This window comes from Mycolicibacterium austroafricanum, from assembly GCF_902705885.1.
Classification (GTDB): Bacteria; Actinomycetota; Actinomycetes; order Mycobacteriales; family Mycobacteriaceae; genus Mycobacterium; species Mycobacterium vanbaalenii_A.
The window spans coordinates 156,487-173,591 of sequence record NZ_CACSIP010000002.1; the positions used below are offsets into that span (position 1 = coordinate 156,487).

The window sequence follows — 17,105 nt, forward strand, 5'->3', positions numbered from 1 at the left end:
CCGGCGGCAAGGGCGCTATCGGCGATAAGCGTTCAGTGACGCCGCGGCGGGGGCCACGGGGGCTCGCCGCACAGCGCCAGCACGGCGTTCTCGACCACCTCGGGCAGCGCGGGATGAATCCAGTACTGGCCGCGCGCCATATCCTGTGCCGGCAGGTCGAACGCCATCGCCTGGATGATCGGCTGGATGATCGACGACGCCTGGTGCCCCATGATGTGTGCACCGAGCAGCAGTCCGGAGTCGTCGTCGACGATCAGCTTGGCGAACCCGGCGGAATCCTCCATCGCCCAGCCGTAGCCGACGTCGCTGTAGTCCTGCACCTTGGACAGGATGCGGTACCCCGCCGCGCGCGCCTCGTTCTCCGTCAGCCCGACGCACGCGATCTGCGGATCGGTGAACACCGCCGACGGTACGTTCTGATGGTTGGCCCGCATGAGGTTGTCGGTGTCGTCCCAGTCCTGCAACAAGTTCTGCTTGACCACCCGCGCTTCGTGGTTGGCGACGTGCTTGAGCTGATAGGGCGAGCTGACGTCCCCGAGAGCGAAGACGTTTCGTGCGGTGGTGCGCTGGAATTCGTCGACCACGACGAGCCCGCCCTCCACCTTGACGCCGGCGTGGTGCGCTTCGAGTTGATCGCCGTTGGGGACCCGGCCGGTGGCCACCAGCAGCGTGTCACCGTGCAACGTCGAACCGTCGTCGAGGGTCAGGGTGACCCCGCCGTCGTCGGATGTGCCGTGCACGATGTTGCGGCGACTGCGGATCTCCCACTTCCTGCTCGCGATGTCGGTGAATCGCTCGCAGACGGTGTCGTCGCAGTGGCTCAGCATTGTCGTGCCGCGCAACACGATCGTCACCCTGGTCCCCAGTGACGAGAAGATGTGTGCGAACTCCGCGGCGACGAAACCCCCGCCCACGATCACGAGGTGCTCGGGCAGATCCGAGATCCGCATGATGGTGTCGCTGGTGTGATAGGCGACGCCGCAGTCGGCGATGGCCGATGGCACCGTCGCCCGTGCGCCCGCGGCGATCACCACCTGATCCGCACTGAACTCGTCGCCGTCGTCGGTGCGCAACCGGTAGCCGCCCCCGGGGTCCGCCGCGGCGAACCGGGTGTGGCTGGCGAACACCTGCACGTTCGGTGAGGAACGTCGGTACTGTTCGCCCCCGCTGGCCAGTGGGTCGATGCGGCCGAACACCCTCGAGACGATGTCGGGCCAACGGACCCCATCCACATGTGCGTCCACACCGAAACGGCTTGATTCGCGCGCCTGGTGAGCCACGCCCGCGGCGTAGACGAACATTTTGGTCGGCAGGCAACCGACGTTGAGACAGGTGCCGCCGAACACGCCCTTCTCGCAGATGGCCACCCGCTTGTCGACATACCGCTCGTCGAGGATGGAGTTGCCCGAACCGGTGCCGATGATTGCGATGTCGAAGTCAGCCATGCCCGTCAGGTCTCCTCGAATGGTGTTGGCGGCGCCGGGTTCTCGGCGCGGTGATCCGTCAGGTACCAGTGCAGCCAGCGGTCCAGCTCGGCGTAGGCCAGCTGCCTGGATTCGGGCACCGACAGGAATACGTCGTGCTTGGCATCGGCGATCGGCACGATCGACGTCCGGTGGCCGATACAGCCCGCCCACCGGGCGATTTGCGCGACGTCCAGGACAGCGTCCCCGCGCTGGATCGCGGCCGGGTCCCTGACCTCACGCACACTGCGATCCGAACGCAGGATCAGGTTCGGCACACCGACGTCCAGGCCGCGATGCAGCCTGGTCTGCCCACGTCTGATCGCGTGGATCCAGCCGACGGTCACCGGGAATCCGCCGACCGGTTTCCAGGTCAGGTTGTAATCGAACTCACCGTCGTAGTCGCGGTGCAGCGTGGTGCCGTAACCGCCCTCGGACGGTCGACGCACCACCGTGCGCTTGCGGAGCCGGCCCAGGGCCAGCAGCGCCGCCGAGGTGGGTGCTGTCCGAAGGATCGCGTGCCCCTGCAGATCCAGCCACGGGCTGTTGAGGATAAGGCCCGACACGCCCTTCGCCGGCGCCGCCGCCCGACGGCGATCCAGCCACAAAGACACCACCAGCCCGCCCGCCGAGTGTCCGTAGACCAGCACCGGCGCGCCGGACTCCGTGGCGATGGTGTCCAGCGCCCGTTCCAGTTCGGTGTCGTAGCGGGCAAGGTCGGTGGTGAAGTGCGGGGTCTGGCCCTCGCGGTGGGACCGTCCACATTTGTGCAGGTCGAGCGCGTAAAAAGCGAAGCCGCGAGACGCGAAATGATCGGCCAGCTCGGTGTTGAAGAAATAGTCGGTGAAGCCGTGCACCATCAGCACTGCCCGGGCTGCCGAAGGCTCGGGCTCCCCGCGCCGCACCAGCGTCGCCTCCAGTTCGCCCTCCCCATCCGGATCGGGGCCGAGGGCGAACGTCCGCTGCCAATACCCGGCCAGCACGTCGGGCTCCCATCCAGACACGACAGCCACCTTATGTCGAAATCGACCGCTCGAGAGCGGGGCGCAGCGGTCGGCACGGTGGCAGCATCGGCGTCGGGATAACCTGAACCCTGGTAAGCCGTGAGGGACGGGCCACGACCACGAAGGACCGACAAGACAGTGTCTGAACCACAGAAGACCGACGTCCTGCTGGTAGGAGCGGGCATCATGAGCGCCACGCTCTGCGCGCTGCTGCGCCTGGTGGAGCCGAACTGGTCGATGACGTTGGTGGAACGTCTCGACGGCGCGGCCGCAGAGAGCAGCGACCCGTGGAACAACGCAGGCACGGGCCATTCGGCGCTGTGTGAGTTGAACTACACCCCGGCCCGGGCCGACGGGTCCATCGACATCACCAAAGCCGTCCACGTCAACGAGCAGTTCCAGGTGTCGCGGCAGTTCTGGTCCTACGCCGTGGAGAACGGCGTGCTGCCGGACGTGCGCAGCTTTCTCAACCCGATCCCGCACGTCAGCTTCGTCAGCGGCGCCGAGAACGTCGACTACCTCAAGCGACGCTACGAGGCGCTCGTCGGCAACCCGTTGTTCGCCTCGATGGAGTTCATCGACGACCGCGACGAGTTCACCCGGCGGCTGCCGTTGATGGCCGAGAAGCGCGACTTCTCTGAGCCGGTCGGGCTGAACTGGACCCAAGACGGAACCGACGTCGACTTCGGTTCCCTGTCCCGGCAGTTGATCGGGTTCGGCGCGCAGCAGGGCATGGACACGCTGTTCGGCCACGAGGTTCGTGATCTGAGCCAGAACTCCGACGGTTCGTGGACGGTCAAGGTGCGCAACCGGCGCACCGGTGCGACGCGGCAGTTCAATGCCAAGTTCGTCTTCGTCGGCGCGGGCGGCAACGCGCTCCCGCTTCTGCAGAAGGCCGGTATCAAGGAGGCCAAGGGCTTCGGCGGCTTCCCGGTCGGTGGGCAGTGGCTGCGCACCGGCAATCCGGAGTTGACCGCGAGGCATCAGGCCAAGGTGTACGGCCTGCCGCCCCTGGGCGCCCCGCCGATGTCGGTCCCGCACCTCGACACCCGGGTGATCAGTGACAAGTCCTGGCTGCTGTTCGGTCCGTTTGCAGGCTGGTCGCCGAAGTTCCTCAAGCAGGGCAAGGTCACCGACCTGCCGCTGTCGGTCAAGCCGGACAACCTGGTCTCGATGCTGGGTGTCGGGCTCACCGAGATGGGGCTGTTGAAGTACCTGATCGGCCAGCTGCTGCTCAGCGAATCGGCCCGGGTCGAGAACCTGCGTGACTTCGCGCCCAGCGCAAAGGATTCCGACTGGGAGCTCGACATCGCCGGACAGCGTGTCCAGGTGATCCGCAAGGCAAAGGGCAAGGGTGGCGTGCTGGAGTTCGGCACCACGGTGCTCACCGCGGCCGACGGCAGTATCGCCGGATTGCTCGGCGCGTCGCCCGGCGCGTCGACCGCGGTGCCCGCGATGTTCGACGTGATGCAGCGTTGCTTCGCCGACCGGTATCAGAGCTGGCTGCCCAAGCTCAGGGAGATGGTCCCGTCACTCGGAACCGAACTGTCCGGCGAGCCTGCGCTGTTCGAGGAGGTGTGGGCGCACGGCACCAAGGTGCTCAAGCTGGACAAGCCGGCTGGTGTCCCGGCCGTCGACGGCGACGGCCACGGACCGAGCGTGGGCACCGAGCACTCTCCGACCGCGGCGACCGCATGACGGTGTCCGCCGGATGACGGTGGCGCTGCGGCGCAGCTGGGCCAAGGATCTTGATGCCGCAACGCTGTATGAGTTGCTCAAGCTGCGCGTCGAGGTGTTCGTCGTGGAACAGGCCACCCCGTACCCCGAGTTGGACGGCCGTGATCTACTCGCAGAGACTCGGCACTTCTGGCTGGAAAACCCTGAGGGAGTAGTGATCTCGACGTTGCGGCTGATGGAGGAGCATCCCGGCGGCCAGAAGGCGTTCCGGATCGGGCGGGTCTGCACCAAACGCGCCGACCGCGGCCACGGCCACACCGCCCGGCTGTTGCAGGCCGCGCTGGCGGAGGTCGGCGACTACCCGTGTCACATCAACGCGCAGACCTACCTCGAGGAGATGTACGGCAGGCACGGGTTCGTCCGCGACGGCGAGGAGTTCCTCGACGACGGGATCCCCCACGTGGCGATGGTGAAGCCGTGACCAGATCCCAACAGGCAGAGGCGATCTACCCGTTCAGCGCGGTCGTGGGCCACGACCGGCTGCGGTTGGCGCTGGTGCTGTGCGCGGTTCGACCCGACATCGGGGGAGTGCTGATCCGCGGCGAGAAGGGCACCGCGAAGTCCACCGCCGTGCGGGGTCTGGCGCAGGTGCTCACCGAAGCGTTCAAGGCCTCCGGCGACGTCGGGGGCCAGCTCGTCGAGTTGCCGATCGGTGCCACCGAGGACCGTGTTGTGGGTTCGCTGGACCTGCAGAAGGTGTTGCGGGACGGTGAACACGCGTTCTCCCCGGGGCTGCTGGCCCGCGCGCACGGCGGCGTGTTGTACGTCGACGAGGTCAACCTGTTGCACGATCACCTGGTGGACGTACTGCTTGATGCCGCCGCGATGGGACGGGTGCACATCGAGCGCGACGGTGTCTCGCACAGTCACGAGGCGCGTTTCGTGCTGATCGGCACGATGAACCCCGAGGAGGGGGAGTTGCGTCCGCAGCTTCTCGACCGGTTCGGGCTCACCGTGGACGTGGCGGCTTCCCGTGACGTGGACGTGCGGGTCGAGGTGATCCGTTCGCGGTTGGCCTATGAAGCCGATCCTTCGGGGTTCGCCGAACGGCACGCCGCAGCCGACGCCGAACTTGCTGCCCGCATCGCAACGGCTCGGGCACTCCTACCCGATGTGGTGTTGCCCGACAACGAATTACGCCGGATCGCCGCGTTGTGTGCGGCCTTCGACGTCGACGGGATGCGCGCTGATCTGGTGGTGGCGCGCACTGCGGTGGCGCATGCCGCGTGGCGGGCCTCGGCGAGCGAAGCGCCGGGGGATGTGACCTCGGCGCGCGAAGCGCCGGGCGGGATCACCGTCGACGAGCAGGACATCAGAGTGGCCGCCGAACTCGCGCTGCCGCACCGTCGTCGCCGTGACCCGTTCGACGATCCGGGTCTGGATCCGGGTCGCCTCGACGACGCGATGGAACAGGCGGGCGAGTCCGCAGATGATGCGCCCCCGCCCGATTCCGATCCGGAGCCCGATCCGCCGGGAGGCGGAGAAGCGCTCCCGGACGGCGACGGGCAGTCAGCGCCTCAGAACTCGAGGTCGTCGAAGGACTCGAGTGCTCCGCCCTCGGCACCGAATTCGAGTGCTCCGCCCTCGGAACCGTTCCGGACCAAGGCCCTCGTCGTCCCCGGCGTCGGCGAAGGCGCGCCAGGGCGGCGGTCGCGCGCCCGCAACCGCACCGGCACCGTGGTGTCGGCGGCGCATGACCGCGACGCAGGGCACGGCCTGCACCTCTTCGCCACGCTGCTGGCGACGGCAGGCCGGCAGGCTGCACCGGGGCGACTGCGCCCGGTGGCCGGGGACGTCCGGCGCGCGGTGCGGGAAGGACGCGAAGGCAACCTGGTGATCTTCGTCGTCGACGCGTCGGGTTCGATGGCCGCCCGCGATCGCATGTCGGCGGTCAGCGGGGCCACCCTCTCGCTGCTTCGTGACGCCTATCAGCGCAGGGACAAGGTCGCGGTGATCACCTTCCGGCAACAGGACGCCCAGGTGTTGCTGCCGCCGACGTCGTCGGTGCACATCGCCAGTCGCAGGCTGGCCCGCTTCGACACCGGCGGCAGGACCCCGCTGGCGCAGGGACTGTTGGCGGCCCGCGACATGGTGGTGCGCGAGCGGGCCCGCGACCGTGCCCGCCGAAGCCTGGTGGTGGTGCTCACCGACGGCCGCGCGACCGGAGGGCCGGACCCGGTCGGCCGGACCCGCACCGCGGCGGCGCGGCTGGTCGCCGAAGGGGCCGCTGCCGTCGTCGTCGACTGCGAAACGTCTTATATCCGACTGGATCTGGCCGTTGATCTGGCCCGGCATCTGAAGGCCCCCTCGGTGCGGCTCGATCTGTTGCGGGCCGACAACCTGACGGCTTTGGTCAAGGGGCAGGCCGATAGGGGCGCGGCGTGAAGTTGCAGAAGGGATGACGGGATGCCTCAGGGTCAACCGCTGACGGTGCCCCGCGACGGTCTGACGACCCGGGCGCGGCGCAACGCGCAACTGCTGGCGGTGCACACCGGCGCGGGGAAGGGGAAGTCGACCGCCGCGTTCGGGATGGCGCTGCGGGCCTGGAATCAGGGCTTCGACATCGCGGTTTTCCAGTTCGTCAAGAGCGCGAAGTGGAAGGTCGGGGAGGAGACGGCACTGCGCGAGCTCGGCCGGGTCCACGACCAACGGGGGGTCGGGGGGCCGGTCGAATGGCACAAGATGGGCGCCGGCTGGTCCTGGTCACGCAAGGCAGGCACCGAGGACGACCACGCCGCCGCAGCCGCCGACGGATGGGCCGAGATCGCCCGCCGACTGGCCGAGCAGCAGCACGACTTCTATGTGCTCGACGAGTTCACCTACCCGCTGAAGTGGGGGTGGGTCGACGTCGACGAGGTCGTCGAGGTGCTGCGGTCCCGTCAGGGAACCCAACACGTGGTGATCACCGGCCGGGACGCGCCCCAGGCGCTGCTCGACGCTGCGGACCTGGTCACCGAGATGACCAAGGTGAAGCACCCGATGGATGCCGGCCGCAAGGGGCAGAAGGGCATCGAGTGGTGAGGGCGCGGTGAGGAATCGCACGCTCGATCCGCGCGAGCGAGCGCGAAATGCCAGTGATGACGGCGCGCCGGTGTGCAGACACGCGCGCTCGCGGGGTGACGGATGAGCTCGTGGGGTCACAGATGAGTACGCCGGCCGTGGTGATCGCGGCGCCGGCGTCGGGCAGCGGGAAGACGACCGTCGCCACCGGGCTGATGGGTGCGCTGCGGCAGGCGGGTCGGCGGGTCGCGCCGTTCAAGGTCGGCCCGGACTACATCGATCCGGGATACCACGCTCTGGCCGCCGGCCGACCCGGGCGCAATCTCGATCCGGTGCTCGTCGGTGAGCCGCTCATCGGTCCGCTGTTCCGGCACGCAAGCGACGACGCCGACGTCGCGGTCGTCGAGGGCGTCATGGGTCTGTTCGACGGACGTATCAGTGACGTCGCCGATGCGGGTGGCGTCGCCCGGGGCTCCACCGCCCATGTCGCCTCGTTGCTCGGCGCGCCGGTGATCCTCGTCGTCGACGCCCGCGGCCAGAGCCACAGTGTGGCGGCGTTGTTGCACGGCTTCGCGACCTTCGAGCGCACCGTGCGGCTGGCTGGGGTGATCCTCAACCGGGTCGGGTCGGCGCGCCATGACCAGGTGCTGCGCCAGGCGTGTGAACAGGCCGGGGTTGCGGTGCTGGGATCCATACCGCGGGCCGACGAGCTCGCGGTGCCGTCGCGCCACCTCGGTCTGGTCACCGCCGTCGAGCACGGCCGTCGCGCCGCCGACGCGGTCGACGCGATGACCGCGCTGGTCGCCCGCCACGTCGACCTGGACGCGGTGTCGGCCGTCGCGGCAAGCCGGGTCACCGACGAACCGTGGACGCCGCCGCAGGCCGATCCGGTGGGCGAACCGGTGATCGTCGCTCTGGCGGCAGGCAAGGCGTTCACGTTCGGTTACACCGAACACGGTGAACTGTTGCGGGCGGCCGGGGCCCACGTTGTGGAGTTCGACCCGCTGCACGATCCGCTGCCGGCGGGTGCGTCGGCGCTGGTGCTGCCCGGCGGCTTCCCCGAGCAGTTCGGCACCGAGCTCTCGGCCAACGACCTGGTCCGCGGGCAGATCAACAGGCTGGCCGCCGCCGGCGCCCCGGTACACGCCGAATGCGCAGGGCTGACCTACCTCGTCGACGACCTCGACGGGCACCCGATGTGCGCGGTGCTGCAGGGCTCGGCGACGTTCACCCAGACCCTGACCCTCGGCTACCGTGACGCGGTCGCGGTCGCCGATTCCTCGCTGCACGCGGTGGGGGACCGGGTGGTGGGCCACGAATTCCACCGCACCACCGTGCGTTTCGCCGGTGACCCCGAGCCGGCATGGCGCTACCGGGGCCGGGCGGGCAAAGCCGTCGAGGACGGCATCGTGCAGGGCGGCGTGCATGCCGGCTACCTGCACACCCATCCCGCCGCACACCCGCAGGCCATCGCCCGCTTCGTCGCCGCGGCCTCAACCTCTAGGCTCGCCGGGTGGTGAGCACGCGAGGAGCGATGTGACTTCTGAGAACGCCTATCTGGTCGGGCTGCGCCTGACGGGGAAGAAGGTCGTCGTCGTCGGCGGTGGAACGGTGGCTCAGCGGCGTCTGCCGCTTCTGGTTTCCAGCGGCGCCGACGTGCACGTCATCACCATCGCCGCCACCCCGGCCGTCGAGGCCCTCGACGGGATCACGTTGACCATGCGGCCGTTTCGTGACGGCGACCTGGACGGCGCCTGGTATGCCATCGCGGCCACCGACGATCCCGTCGTCAACGCCGCGGTCGTCGCAGAAGCCGAGCGCCGCCACGTGTTCTGCGTGCGTGCGGACGTCGCTCGCGAGGGCACTGCGGTCACGCCCGCGTCGTTCGAGTACGAGGGTCTGGCAGTGGGTGTGCTGGCCGGCGGTGAACACCGGCGATCGGCGGCGATCCGCTCAGCGATCCACGAGGCGTTGCAGCAGGGGCTGATCGCGGCGGACGCGCCCGGCGCCGTCGCCGGCAGCGTGGCGCTGGTGGGCGGTGGTCCGGGAGACGCGGAGCTGATCACCGTGCGCGGGCGGCGCCTGCTGGCGCACGCCGACGTCGTCGTCGCCGATCGTCTCGCGCCGCAGGAACTGCTGGCCGAGCTGGCGCCCGAGGTGGAGGTGATCGACGCCGCGAAGATCCCCTATGGCCGCGCGATGGCACAGGACGCGATCAACGCGGTGCTCATCGACCGGGCCAAGGCAGGCAAGTTCGTCGTCCGGCTCAAAGGCGGCGACCCGTTCGTGTTCGCCCGGGGCTACGAAGAGGTGATCGCGTGCTCGGAGGCGGGCATCCCGGTCACCGTGGTGCCCGGTGTGACCAGCGCCATTGCGGTTCCCGCGCTCGCCGGCGTTCCTGTCACCCACAGGGGTATCACCCATGAGTTCGTCGTGGTCAGCGGGCATCTCGCACCCGACCATCCCGAATCGTTAGTGAATTGGGATGCGCTGGCCGCGATGAGCGGCACGATCGTGCTGCTGATGGCGGTCGAGCGCATCGAACTCTTCGCCAGTGTGCTGCTGGCAGGGGGCCGACCAGCGGAGACGCCGGTTCTGGTGGTTCAGCACGGCACCACCTCGGCACAACGGACGCTGCGGTCCACCCTCGCCGCCGCGCCGGAGCGGATCCGATCGGACGGCATCCGGCCTCCCGCGATCATCGTGATCGGGGCCGTCGCGGGCTTCGGTGACTAAAGGATTCTTAAGAGTACTGTAAGGTAACTCGTTATGACGGCTCTCAATGACGCAGAGCGTGCCGCCATGCGACGTGATGCCGAAGGCAAGGGGCGACGGGTTTCCAAGCGCGATCAGAACCGAGCGGCGCCTGCCGCTCTCCCGGGATCGGGCACCGGTGACGGTGCCCCGCCGCGGGACGGCAAGACTCCCGCATGGCTGCCCTCGCGCCGGTTCTTCGCTGCCGTCATCGCCATCGGCGGTATGCAGCTGCTGGCGACGATGGACAGCACGATCGCGATCGTCGCGCTGCCGAAGATCCAGGACGAACTCAGCCTTTCCGACGCCGGCCGCAGCTGGGTCATCACCGCCTATGTGCTGACCTTCGGCGGCTTGATGCTGTTGGGGGGCCGCCTCGGTGACACCATCGGCCGCAAGCGCACCTTCATCGTCGGTGTCGCACTGTTCACCATCGCCTCGATCCTGTGCGGCATCGCCTGGGACGAGGCCACCCTGGTGATCGCCCGGCTGCTGCAGGGCGTGGGTGCTGCCATCGCGTCCCCGACAGGTCTGGCGCTGATCGCGACGACGTTCCCGAAGGGGCCTGCGCGTAACGCGGCCACCGCGGTGTTCGCGGCGATGACGGGTGTCGGCTCGGTGATGGGCCTGGTGATCGGCGGGGCGTTGACCGAGGTGTCCTGGCGATTGGCCTTCCTGGTGAACGTGCCCATCGGCCTTCTGGTGATCTACCTGGCCCGCAAGACACTGCGCGAGACCAACAAAGAGCGGCTCAAGCTCGACGCCGCGGGTGCGCTGCTGGCCACTCTGGGTTGTACGGCCGCCGTGTTCGCGTTCTCGATGGGACCCGAACAGGGTTGGGTGTCGTCGGTGACGATCGGTTCCGGTATCGCCGCGCTGGCCTGTCTGGGCTTGTTCTTCTACGTCGAACGCACGGCGGAGAACCCGGTTGTGCCGTTCGAGCTGTTCCACGATCGCAACCGCGTCGCCACGTTCGCCGCGATCTTCCTCGCCGGCGGCGTGATGTTCACGCTGACCGTGCTGATCGGCCTGTACGTGCAGGACATCATGGGCTACAGCGCGCTACGCGCGGGCATCGGCTTCATCCCGTTCGTCATCGCGCTCGGCATCGGCCTCGGCCTGTCCTCGGCGCTGGTGTCGAAGTTCCCACCGCGGTTGCTGGTGATCGGTGGCGGTGTCCTGGTGCTGGCGGCAATGCTCTACGGCTCCACGCTCGACGCGGGCATTCCGTACTTCCCGAACCTCGTGCTCCCGATCACGGTCGGTGGCTTCGGCATCGGCATGATCGTGGTGCCGCTGACTGTGTCGGCCATCGCCGGTGTCGGGTTCGACCAGATCGGGCCGGTGTCGGCCATCGCGCTGATGCTGCAGAGCCTCGGCGGGCCGGTCGTGCTGGCGATCATCCAGGCCGTCATCACGTCGCGCACGCTGTATCTGGGCGGCACCAACGGTCCGGTGAAGGACATGACCGCCGCTCAGTTGCACGCACTGGACCAGGGCTACTCCTACGGCCTGTTGTGGGTGGCTGCGGTCGCGGTGATCGTCGGCGGTGCGGCGCTGTTCATCGGCTACACCGCCGAACAGGTGGCACATGCGCAGGAAGTCAAGGACGCGATCGACGCAGGCGAGCTCTAAGCTGCCGATTCGGCGCGCTTGGCGACCGTGAGGGTGCGCCAGCGCGCCCGATTCACTCTCGGAAGTAAGGTTGTCCGCTGTGATCACCCGCATGTCCGAGCTGTTCCTGCGCACGCTGCGGGACGACCCCGCCGACGCCGAAGTACCGAGCCACAAGTTGCTGATCAGGGCCGGCTACGTGCGCCCGGTCGCTCCCGGCCTCTACAGCTGGCTGCCGCTGGGGCTGCGGGTGCTGCGCAAGATCGAATCCGTCGTCCGTAGCGAGATGAACGCCATAGGCGGCCAGGAGATCCTGTTCCCGGCGCTGTTGCCGCGTGGCCCGTACGAGACGTCGAATCGGTGGACGGAGTACGGCGACGGGGTCTTCCGGCTCAAGGACCGCCGCGGCAACGACTACATGCTGGGGCCCACGCACGAGGAGTTCTTCACGCTGACGGTGAAGGGTGAGTACTCGTCGTACAAGGACTTCCCGCTGCGGCTCTACCAGATCCAGACGAAGTACCGCGACGAGGCGCGGCCGCGGGCGGGCATCCTGCGGGGTCGCGAATTCATCATGAAGGACTCGTACTCGTTCGACGTCGACGACGACGGGCTGGTGAAGGCCTACGACGCCCACCGCGGCGCCTATCAGCGGATCTTCGAGCGCCTCGGGGTGCGCTACGTCATCGTGTCGGCGGTGTCGGGCGCCATGGGGGGCAGCGCGTCCGAGGAGTTCCTGGCAGAAAGCGACGTGGGCGAGGACACCTACGTCCGTTGTCCCGAATCCGGCTATGCCGCCAACGTCGAAGCCGTGGTCACCGCCAGGCCGGAGCCCATCGCGTTCGACGGGCTGCCCGAGCCGGTGGAATACGACACCGGCGACACGCCGACGATCGCGACGCTCGTCGACTGGGCCAACGGTGCGGGCCTGGGCCGCGAGGTCACGGCCGCGGACACACTCAAGAACGTGCTGCTCAAGGTGCGCCAACCCGGTGGCGAGTGGGAGCTGCTCGCTGTCGGGGTCCCCGGTGACCGCGACGTCGACGACAAGCGTCTCGGCGCCGCGCTCGAACCGGCTGAGTACACGATGCTCGACGACGCCGATTTCGCGAAGCACCCGTTCCTGGTCAAGGGTTATATCGGCCCGAAGGGGCTGCTGGCCAACGGTGTTCGCTACCTGGTGGACCCGCGGATCGTCGACGGTACGTCCTGGATCACCGGCGCCGACAAGCCCGGCCGCCATGTCGTCGGGCTGGTCGCCGGGCGCGATTTCACCCCCGACGGCACCATCGAGGCCGCCGAGGTGCGCGAGGGTGACCCCTCGCCCGACGGCGCGGGCACTCTGGTCGCCGCCCGGGGCATCGAGATCGGTCACGTGTTCCAGCTCGGTCGCAAGTACACCGACGCGTTCACCGCCGATGTGCTCGGTGAGGACGGCAAGCCGGTGCGCCTGACGATGGGCAGCTACGGCGTCGGGGTGTCCCGATTGGTTGCGGTGATCGCCGAGCAACACCACGACGAGCTGGGGTTGCGCTGGCCTTCGTCGATCTCGCCGTTCGACGTGCACGTGGTCATCGCCAACAAGGACGCCGACGCGCGCGCCGGCGCCACCCAACTCGCCGCCGACCTCGACAGCCGGGGCCTCGAGGTGTTGCTCGACGACCGGAAGTCCTCACCCGGGGTGAAGTTCAAGGACGCCGAACTGCTCGGGGTGCCGTGGATCGTGGTGGTGGGCCGCGGCTGGGCCGACGGTGTGGTCGAGTTGCGCGACCGGTTCAGCGGCGACGCGCGGGAGATTCCGGCTGATGCAGCGGTCGGCGACATCGTCGCCGCCACCGCGGCGCCACGCGGGTAGCTACTCGGTTCCGCCGGGGAACGCGACGGTGCTCACGGTGTCGCCGCGGATGCGCCGCCAGCGTGCCGCCGTGACCGCACATTCGGTCAGCGCCGCGACCCCGAAAGCCCGCACCGTCTGATCGGTCGCCTGCTCCACGACGGCCCGCCAGGCGGTGGCCGCGTCCTGTTCCATCGTCACCGCGAGGTTGGCGGCGTCGGCGGGGGTGTCGACCTCCATCGGCATCGAGTACCCGGCCGCGGGCACCGGCGCATCCACACCACGCTCCTCGATGAGCGCGATCGCCGCCTCGCGCCGGACGCGATGCTCTTCCATCGCATCGGCAACCAGGTAGTTGCGGTCGAACGTGGAGTGCGCCGACACCAATCCGTACCCGTAGATGGTGGCGTGCTCGGTGGCGATCGCATCGAACAGCGCACCGTCGCCCGGATCGTCGGGCCGCGTCGGCAGTGCGGGCTCGGAGGTCGGTGAGGTCGGGGAAGTCACCGGGTCCCGCCGATCGGCGTCAACGCCACGCTGAAAGCTGCCGTGCACGCCGCGGAGATCGACGCGAGCAGCCCGGCGCGATAGCCGGACAGCGCCGCGGCGGCCTGCGCGGCACTGTCTGCCGACACCCGCAGCGCACCGATGACGTCCTCGGCGGTGGGGCTGGGCGGCACTGTGGACGAGGTCGGCGATGTCGTCGGCGTGGTGGTGACGCTCGTGGTCGTCGCGGAGTGGCCGGTCATCCGCACGATCTCCTCATCGAGCGCCTCGGCGTGTGCTGCCCGCTCGGCGGCGACCTCGGTCAGCGCGGCCGCGACCGGCCCGCGAGCGCTCGCGGCGACGTCGGTGGCAAGCCGGCTGTCGGCCCGGGCGCGGTCCAGCGCCGTCGTCAGTTCGTCCAGGTCCGGTGGGGGTGGGGCGGTGCCGCAGGCCACCGACGTCGCCGTGGTCGCGGCGAACAGTGCCAGAGACGCCCCGCCGGCCAGCACGCGCCGCCGGGTGAGGATCGGCGAACGGCTCGGCACGAGCAACATCCTGCCATTGCCGCCGCGGCGGCCGAGGGGCCCGTCACCGGTGTCGCACCGATTTTCGTCGTTTGTGTTGCGGACGCTGGCGTATCGTGGAGTGTCGGGTCCGGGGAACGTGTTCACACGAAATCCCTGCGAACCGTGTCCGGACAACTCAAGACGAGGAGCTCACCGTGGCGGAGCGGTCTACGGGATTGCCGTCGCAACGACAGGTGATCGAACTGCTCGACGGAGAGTTCGCGCGTATTGGATTCGACATCGAGAACGTGGTGATCGACGCTGCCACGCGTCCGCCCCGGATCACGGTGGTCACTGACGGCGACGCCGGCCTGGACCTGGACTCGGTGGCCGAACTGTCCCGGGTGGCCTCTGAGTTGCTCGACGAACTGGACACCGCGGCCTACGTCCTCGAGGTCACCTCTCCGGGCGTGGAGCGCCCGTTGACCACAGACAAGCACTTCCGCCGGGCTCGCGGCCGCAAGGTGGAGGTGACGCTGTCCGACGGATCGACGGTGACGGGGCGACTTGGCGCGGTGCGCGGACCGACTGTCGACCTCGTGTTGCGCGAAGGCTCCCGTGGCGAGTTCACCGTTCGGGAGATCGCTCTCGACACCATCACCAACGCTGTTGTCCAGGTGGAGTTCTCGCCGCCGAATCCGCACGAGCTGGAACTGGCGGGCCAACCCGGAAAGGAGGCCGCAACGTGAACATCGACATGGCGGCCCTGCACGCCATCGAGGCCGACAAGGGGATCACCGTCGACGTCGTGGTCGACACGATCAAGTCGGCACTGCTGACCGCATACCGGCACACCGAAGGTCACCAGGCCGACGCGCGGATCGACATCGACCGCAAGACGGGCATCGTCAAGGTGATGGCCCGCGAAACCGACGCCGACGGCAACCTGCTGCACGAATGGGATGACACCCCTGAGGGTTTCGGCCGTATCGCGGCCACCACCGCACGCCAGGTGATCCTGCAGCGGCTGCGCGACGCCGAGAACGAGAAGAACTACGGCGAGTTCGCGGCCCGCGAGGGTGACATCGTCGCCGGGGTAATCCAGCGCGATTCGCGGGCCAATGCCCGCGGTCTGGTGGTCGTCCGGATCGGCAGCGAGACCAAGGGTTCCGAAGGCGTCATTCCCGCGGCCGAACAGGTCCCCGGCGAAAGCTACGAGCACGGTGACCGGTTGCGCTGCTACGTCGTGGGCGTGTCCCGCGGCGCCCGGGAACCGCTCATCACGTTGTCGCGCACCCACCCCAATCTGGTGCGCAAGTTGTTCTCGCTGGAGGTCCCGGAGATCGCCGACGGTTCGGTCGAGATCATCGCGGTGGCCAGAGAGGCCGGCCACCGCTCCAAGATCGCCGTCACGTCCCGGATGCCCGGTCTCAACGCCAAGGGCGCCTGCATCGGCCCGATGGGACAGCGGGTACGCAACGTGATGAGCGAGCTGTCCGGCGAGAAGATCGACATCATCGACTTCGACGAGGACCCCGCCCGGTTCGTGGCCAACGCTCTGTCGCCGGCCAAGGTGATGTCGGTATCGGTGATCGACGAGGCCGCGCGCGCCGCCCGGGTGATCGTTCCGGACTTCCAGCTGTCGCTGGCGATCGGCAAGGAAGGGCAGAACGCCCGCCTGGCGGCCAGGCTGACAGGGTGGCGCATCGACATCCGCAGCGACGACGCGCCGGTCGACACGGCGGCGGGCCGCCCATCGTCCCGGCCCGCGCCGAGTCCGGGCGCCGCGCACGGCGCCGGGGGCGACCACTGACGCGTCCCGCCCGCCGGCTTTCGGCACCGGTTTTCTTTTCGGTGCTGCGGTGACGGTAGACTCAGCTGTGATCCAGCGCGAGACATCGGCTCGGATGCAGAAAAACACCGTCGACCCCCCGGGTGGACCAGTGCGGACCTGCATCGGATGCCGTAAACGAGAGCTGGCCGTCGAATTGCTTCGAGTTGTTGCTGTCGATGGCGGGAATGGCCCTGGGAATGACGCCAGTGCCGTGACCGTTGACGCAGCGAGAACGCTCCCGGGGCGTGGTGCATGGCTGCATCCCGACCCCGAGTGTCTTCAAGCGGCAGTTCGCCGGCGGGCGTTCGGCCGAGCGTTACGGATCACCGGTACACCGGACATCACCGCGGTGAGCGAGCGTTTCCCGGCCTCGGGGGCACTCGATCCATCTCGGCAACAGGACAGGTAGCGAAGAACATGAGCACACCGTGAAGTCTCGATGACCATGCGTCATAGCTAAACCGAGGCGCGGCGCCCACCACCGCTGTCGCCTCCCAGACAGGAGATGTAGTGGCAGGTAAGGCCCGCGTGCACGAGTTGGCTAAAGAACTCGGTGTCACCAGCAAGGAAGTTCTCGCCCGACTGAACGAACAGGGCGAATTCGTCAAGTCGGCGTCGTCGACCGTGGAGGCGCCCGTCGCCCGCCGGTTGCGCGAGTCGTTCGGCGGCTCGAAACCCGCAGGCGAAAAGGTCAAGAGCGACGGCAACGGTTCAGCCGCGAAGCCCGCAGCGCCCAAGCCGGCAGCACCCAAACCGGCTGCGCCCCCGGCTGCACAGGAGCCTGCCGCGCCCCCGGCACCGCCGGCACCTGAGCCACCGGCGACCCCGGCCGCGCCCGCTGCCCCCGCAGCCTCGGCATCGCCGGCCCCGCCG

The 17,105-nt window shown here is 68.8% G+C and carries 16 protein-coding genes; 12 read left to right on the top strand and 4 right to left on the bottom strand.

Features of this window, described 5'->3' with window-relative positions; all coding sequences use genetic code 11:
- Window positions 1-32 precede the first annotated feature (32 nt).
- Together mtr and BEMPMBAN_RS03405 are read right to left on the bottom strand one after the other, a co-directional pair.
- Window positions 33-1,445, bottom strand: a complete 1,413-nt coding sequence (mtr, locus tag BEMPMBAN_RS03400) for a mycothione reductase (protein ID WP_159228971.1) — start codon at window positions 1,443-1,445, stop codon at window positions 33-35.
- Window positions 1,446-1,450: 5 nt separating this feature from the next.
- Window positions 1,451-2,467 (bottom strand): alpha/beta hydrolase, encoded by a 1,017-nt coding sequence (locus BEMPMBAN_RS03405; RefSeq protein WP_159228972.1) that lies wholly within the window; start codon window positions 2,465-2,467, stop codon window positions 1,451-1,453.
- 138 nt (window positions 2,468-2,605) lie between these two features.
- On the opposite strand from BEMPMBAN_RS03405, the gene mqo reads away from it, so the two are divergent.
- From mqo to BEMPMBAN_RS03445, 8 genes are all read left to right on the top strand, one after another.
- Window positions 2,606-4,165, top strand: coding sequence for a malate dehydrogenase (quinone) (gene mqo / locus BEMPMBAN_RS03410; RefSeq protein ID WP_159228973.1), 1,560 nt, complete (start codon window positions 2,606-2,608; stop codon window positions 4,163-4,165).
- A 13-nt stretch (window positions 4,166-4,178) separates the two neighbouring features.
- Window positions 4,179-4,625: a GNAT family N-acetyltransferase gene (locus BEMPMBAN_RS03415; RefSeq protein ID WP_159228974.1), complete on the top strand. Its 447-nt coding sequence runs from the start codon at window positions 4,179-4,181 to the stop codon at window positions 4,623-4,625.
- Complete coding sequence (locus BEMPMBAN_RS03420; RefSeq protein ID WP_159228975.1) at window positions 4,622-6,589, top strand: magnesium chelatase subunit D family protein; 1,968 nt, start codon at window positions 4,622-4,624, stop codon at window positions 6,587-6,589. The genes BEMPMBAN_RS03415 and BEMPMBAN_RS03420 overlap by 4 nt, the downstream gene beginning before the upstream one ends.
- 21 nt (window positions 6,590-6,610) lie before the next feature.
- Window positions 6,611-7,225 (top strand): cob(I)yrinic acid a,c-diamide adenosyltransferase, encoded by a 615-nt coding sequence (gene cobO, locus BEMPMBAN_RS03425; protein ID WP_159228976.1) that lies wholly within the window; start codon window positions 6,611-6,613, stop codon window positions 7,223-7,225.
- 122 nt (window positions 7,226-7,347) lie between these two features.
- Complete coding sequence (locus BEMPMBAN_RS03430; protein ID WP_159228977.1) at window positions 7,348-8,724, top strand: cobyrinic acid a,c-diamide synthase CobB; 1,377 nt, start codon at window positions 7,348-7,350, stop codon at window positions 8,722-8,724.
- A gap of 16 nt (window positions 8,725-8,740) precedes the next feature.
- On the top strand, window positions 8,741-9,940 hold the full coding sequence (gene cobA / locus BEMPMBAN_RS03435) for a uroporphyrinogen-III C-methyltransferase (RefSeq protein ID WP_234897272.1): 1,200 nt from the start codon (window positions 8,741-8,743) through the stop codon (window positions 9,938-9,940).
- Between the two features lie 33 nt (window positions 9,941-9,973).
- Window positions 9,974-11,593: an MFS transporter gene (locus BEMPMBAN_RS03440; RefSeq protein WP_159228979.1), complete on the top strand. Its 1,620-nt coding sequence runs from the start codon at window positions 9,974-9,976 to the stop codon at window positions 11,591-11,593.
- A 79-nt stretch (window positions 11,594-11,672) separates the two neighbouring features.
- The gene (locus BEMPMBAN_RS03445) at window positions 11,673-13,427 is read left to right on the top strand and encodes a proline--tRNA ligase (protein WP_159228980.1); all 1,755 of its coding nucleotides are present in this window, start codon (window positions 11,673-11,675) and stop codon (window positions 13,425-13,427) included.
- Here the strand turns inward: BEMPMBAN_RS03445 and BEMPMBAN_RS03450 are convergent, their stop codons facing one another.
- Both BEMPMBAN_RS03450 and BEMPMBAN_RS03455 read right to left on the bottom strand, forming a co-directional pair.
- Window positions 13,428-13,913 (bottom strand): ferritin-like domain-containing protein, encoded by a 486-nt coding sequence (locus BEMPMBAN_RS03450; RefSeq protein WP_159228981.1) that lies wholly within the window; start codon window positions 13,911-13,913, stop codon window positions 13,428-13,430.
- Window positions 13,910-14,446 (bottom strand): hypothetical protein, encoded by a 537-nt coding sequence (locus tag BEMPMBAN_RS03455; protein ID WP_159229001.1) that lies wholly within the window; start codon window positions 14,444-14,446, stop codon window positions 13,910-13,912. Before BEMPMBAN_RS03455 ends, BEMPMBAN_RS03450 begins: the two co-directional genes overlap by 4 nt.
- Before the next feature lie 167 nt (window positions 14,447-14,613).
- Here BEMPMBAN_RS03455 and rimP point away from each other — a divergent pair, with 167 nt between their 5' ends.
- The 4 genes from rimP to BEMPMBAN_RS03475 form a co-directional block, all read left to right on the top strand.
- A complete protein-coding gene (gene rimP, locus BEMPMBAN_RS03460; protein WP_159228982.1) occupies window positions 14,614-15,147 on the top strand; it encodes a ribosome maturation factor RimP in 534 nt (177 codons plus the stop codon).
- Window positions 15,144-16,211 carry a transcription termination factor NusA gene (gene nusA / locus BEMPMBAN_RS03465; RefSeq protein WP_159228983.1) on the top strand — a complete coding sequence of 356 codons (1,068 nt, stop codon included), beginning with the start codon at window positions 15,144-15,146 and terminating at the stop codon, window positions 16,209-16,211. Before rimP ends, nusA begins: the two co-directional genes overlap by 4 nt.
- A 94-nt stretch (window positions 16,212-16,305) precedes the next feature.
- Entirely contained in the window at window positions 16,306-16,641 is a 336-nt protein-coding gene (locus BEMPMBAN_RS03470; RefSeq protein ID WP_234897277.1) for a YlxR family protein, read from the top strand.
- Between the two features lie 101 nt (window positions 16,642-16,742).
- The coding region (locus BEMPMBAN_RS03475) for a translation initiation factor IF-2 N-terminal domain-containing protein (RefSeq protein WP_200845847.1) at window positions 16,743-17,105 on the top strand (363 nt) is incomplete at its 3' end.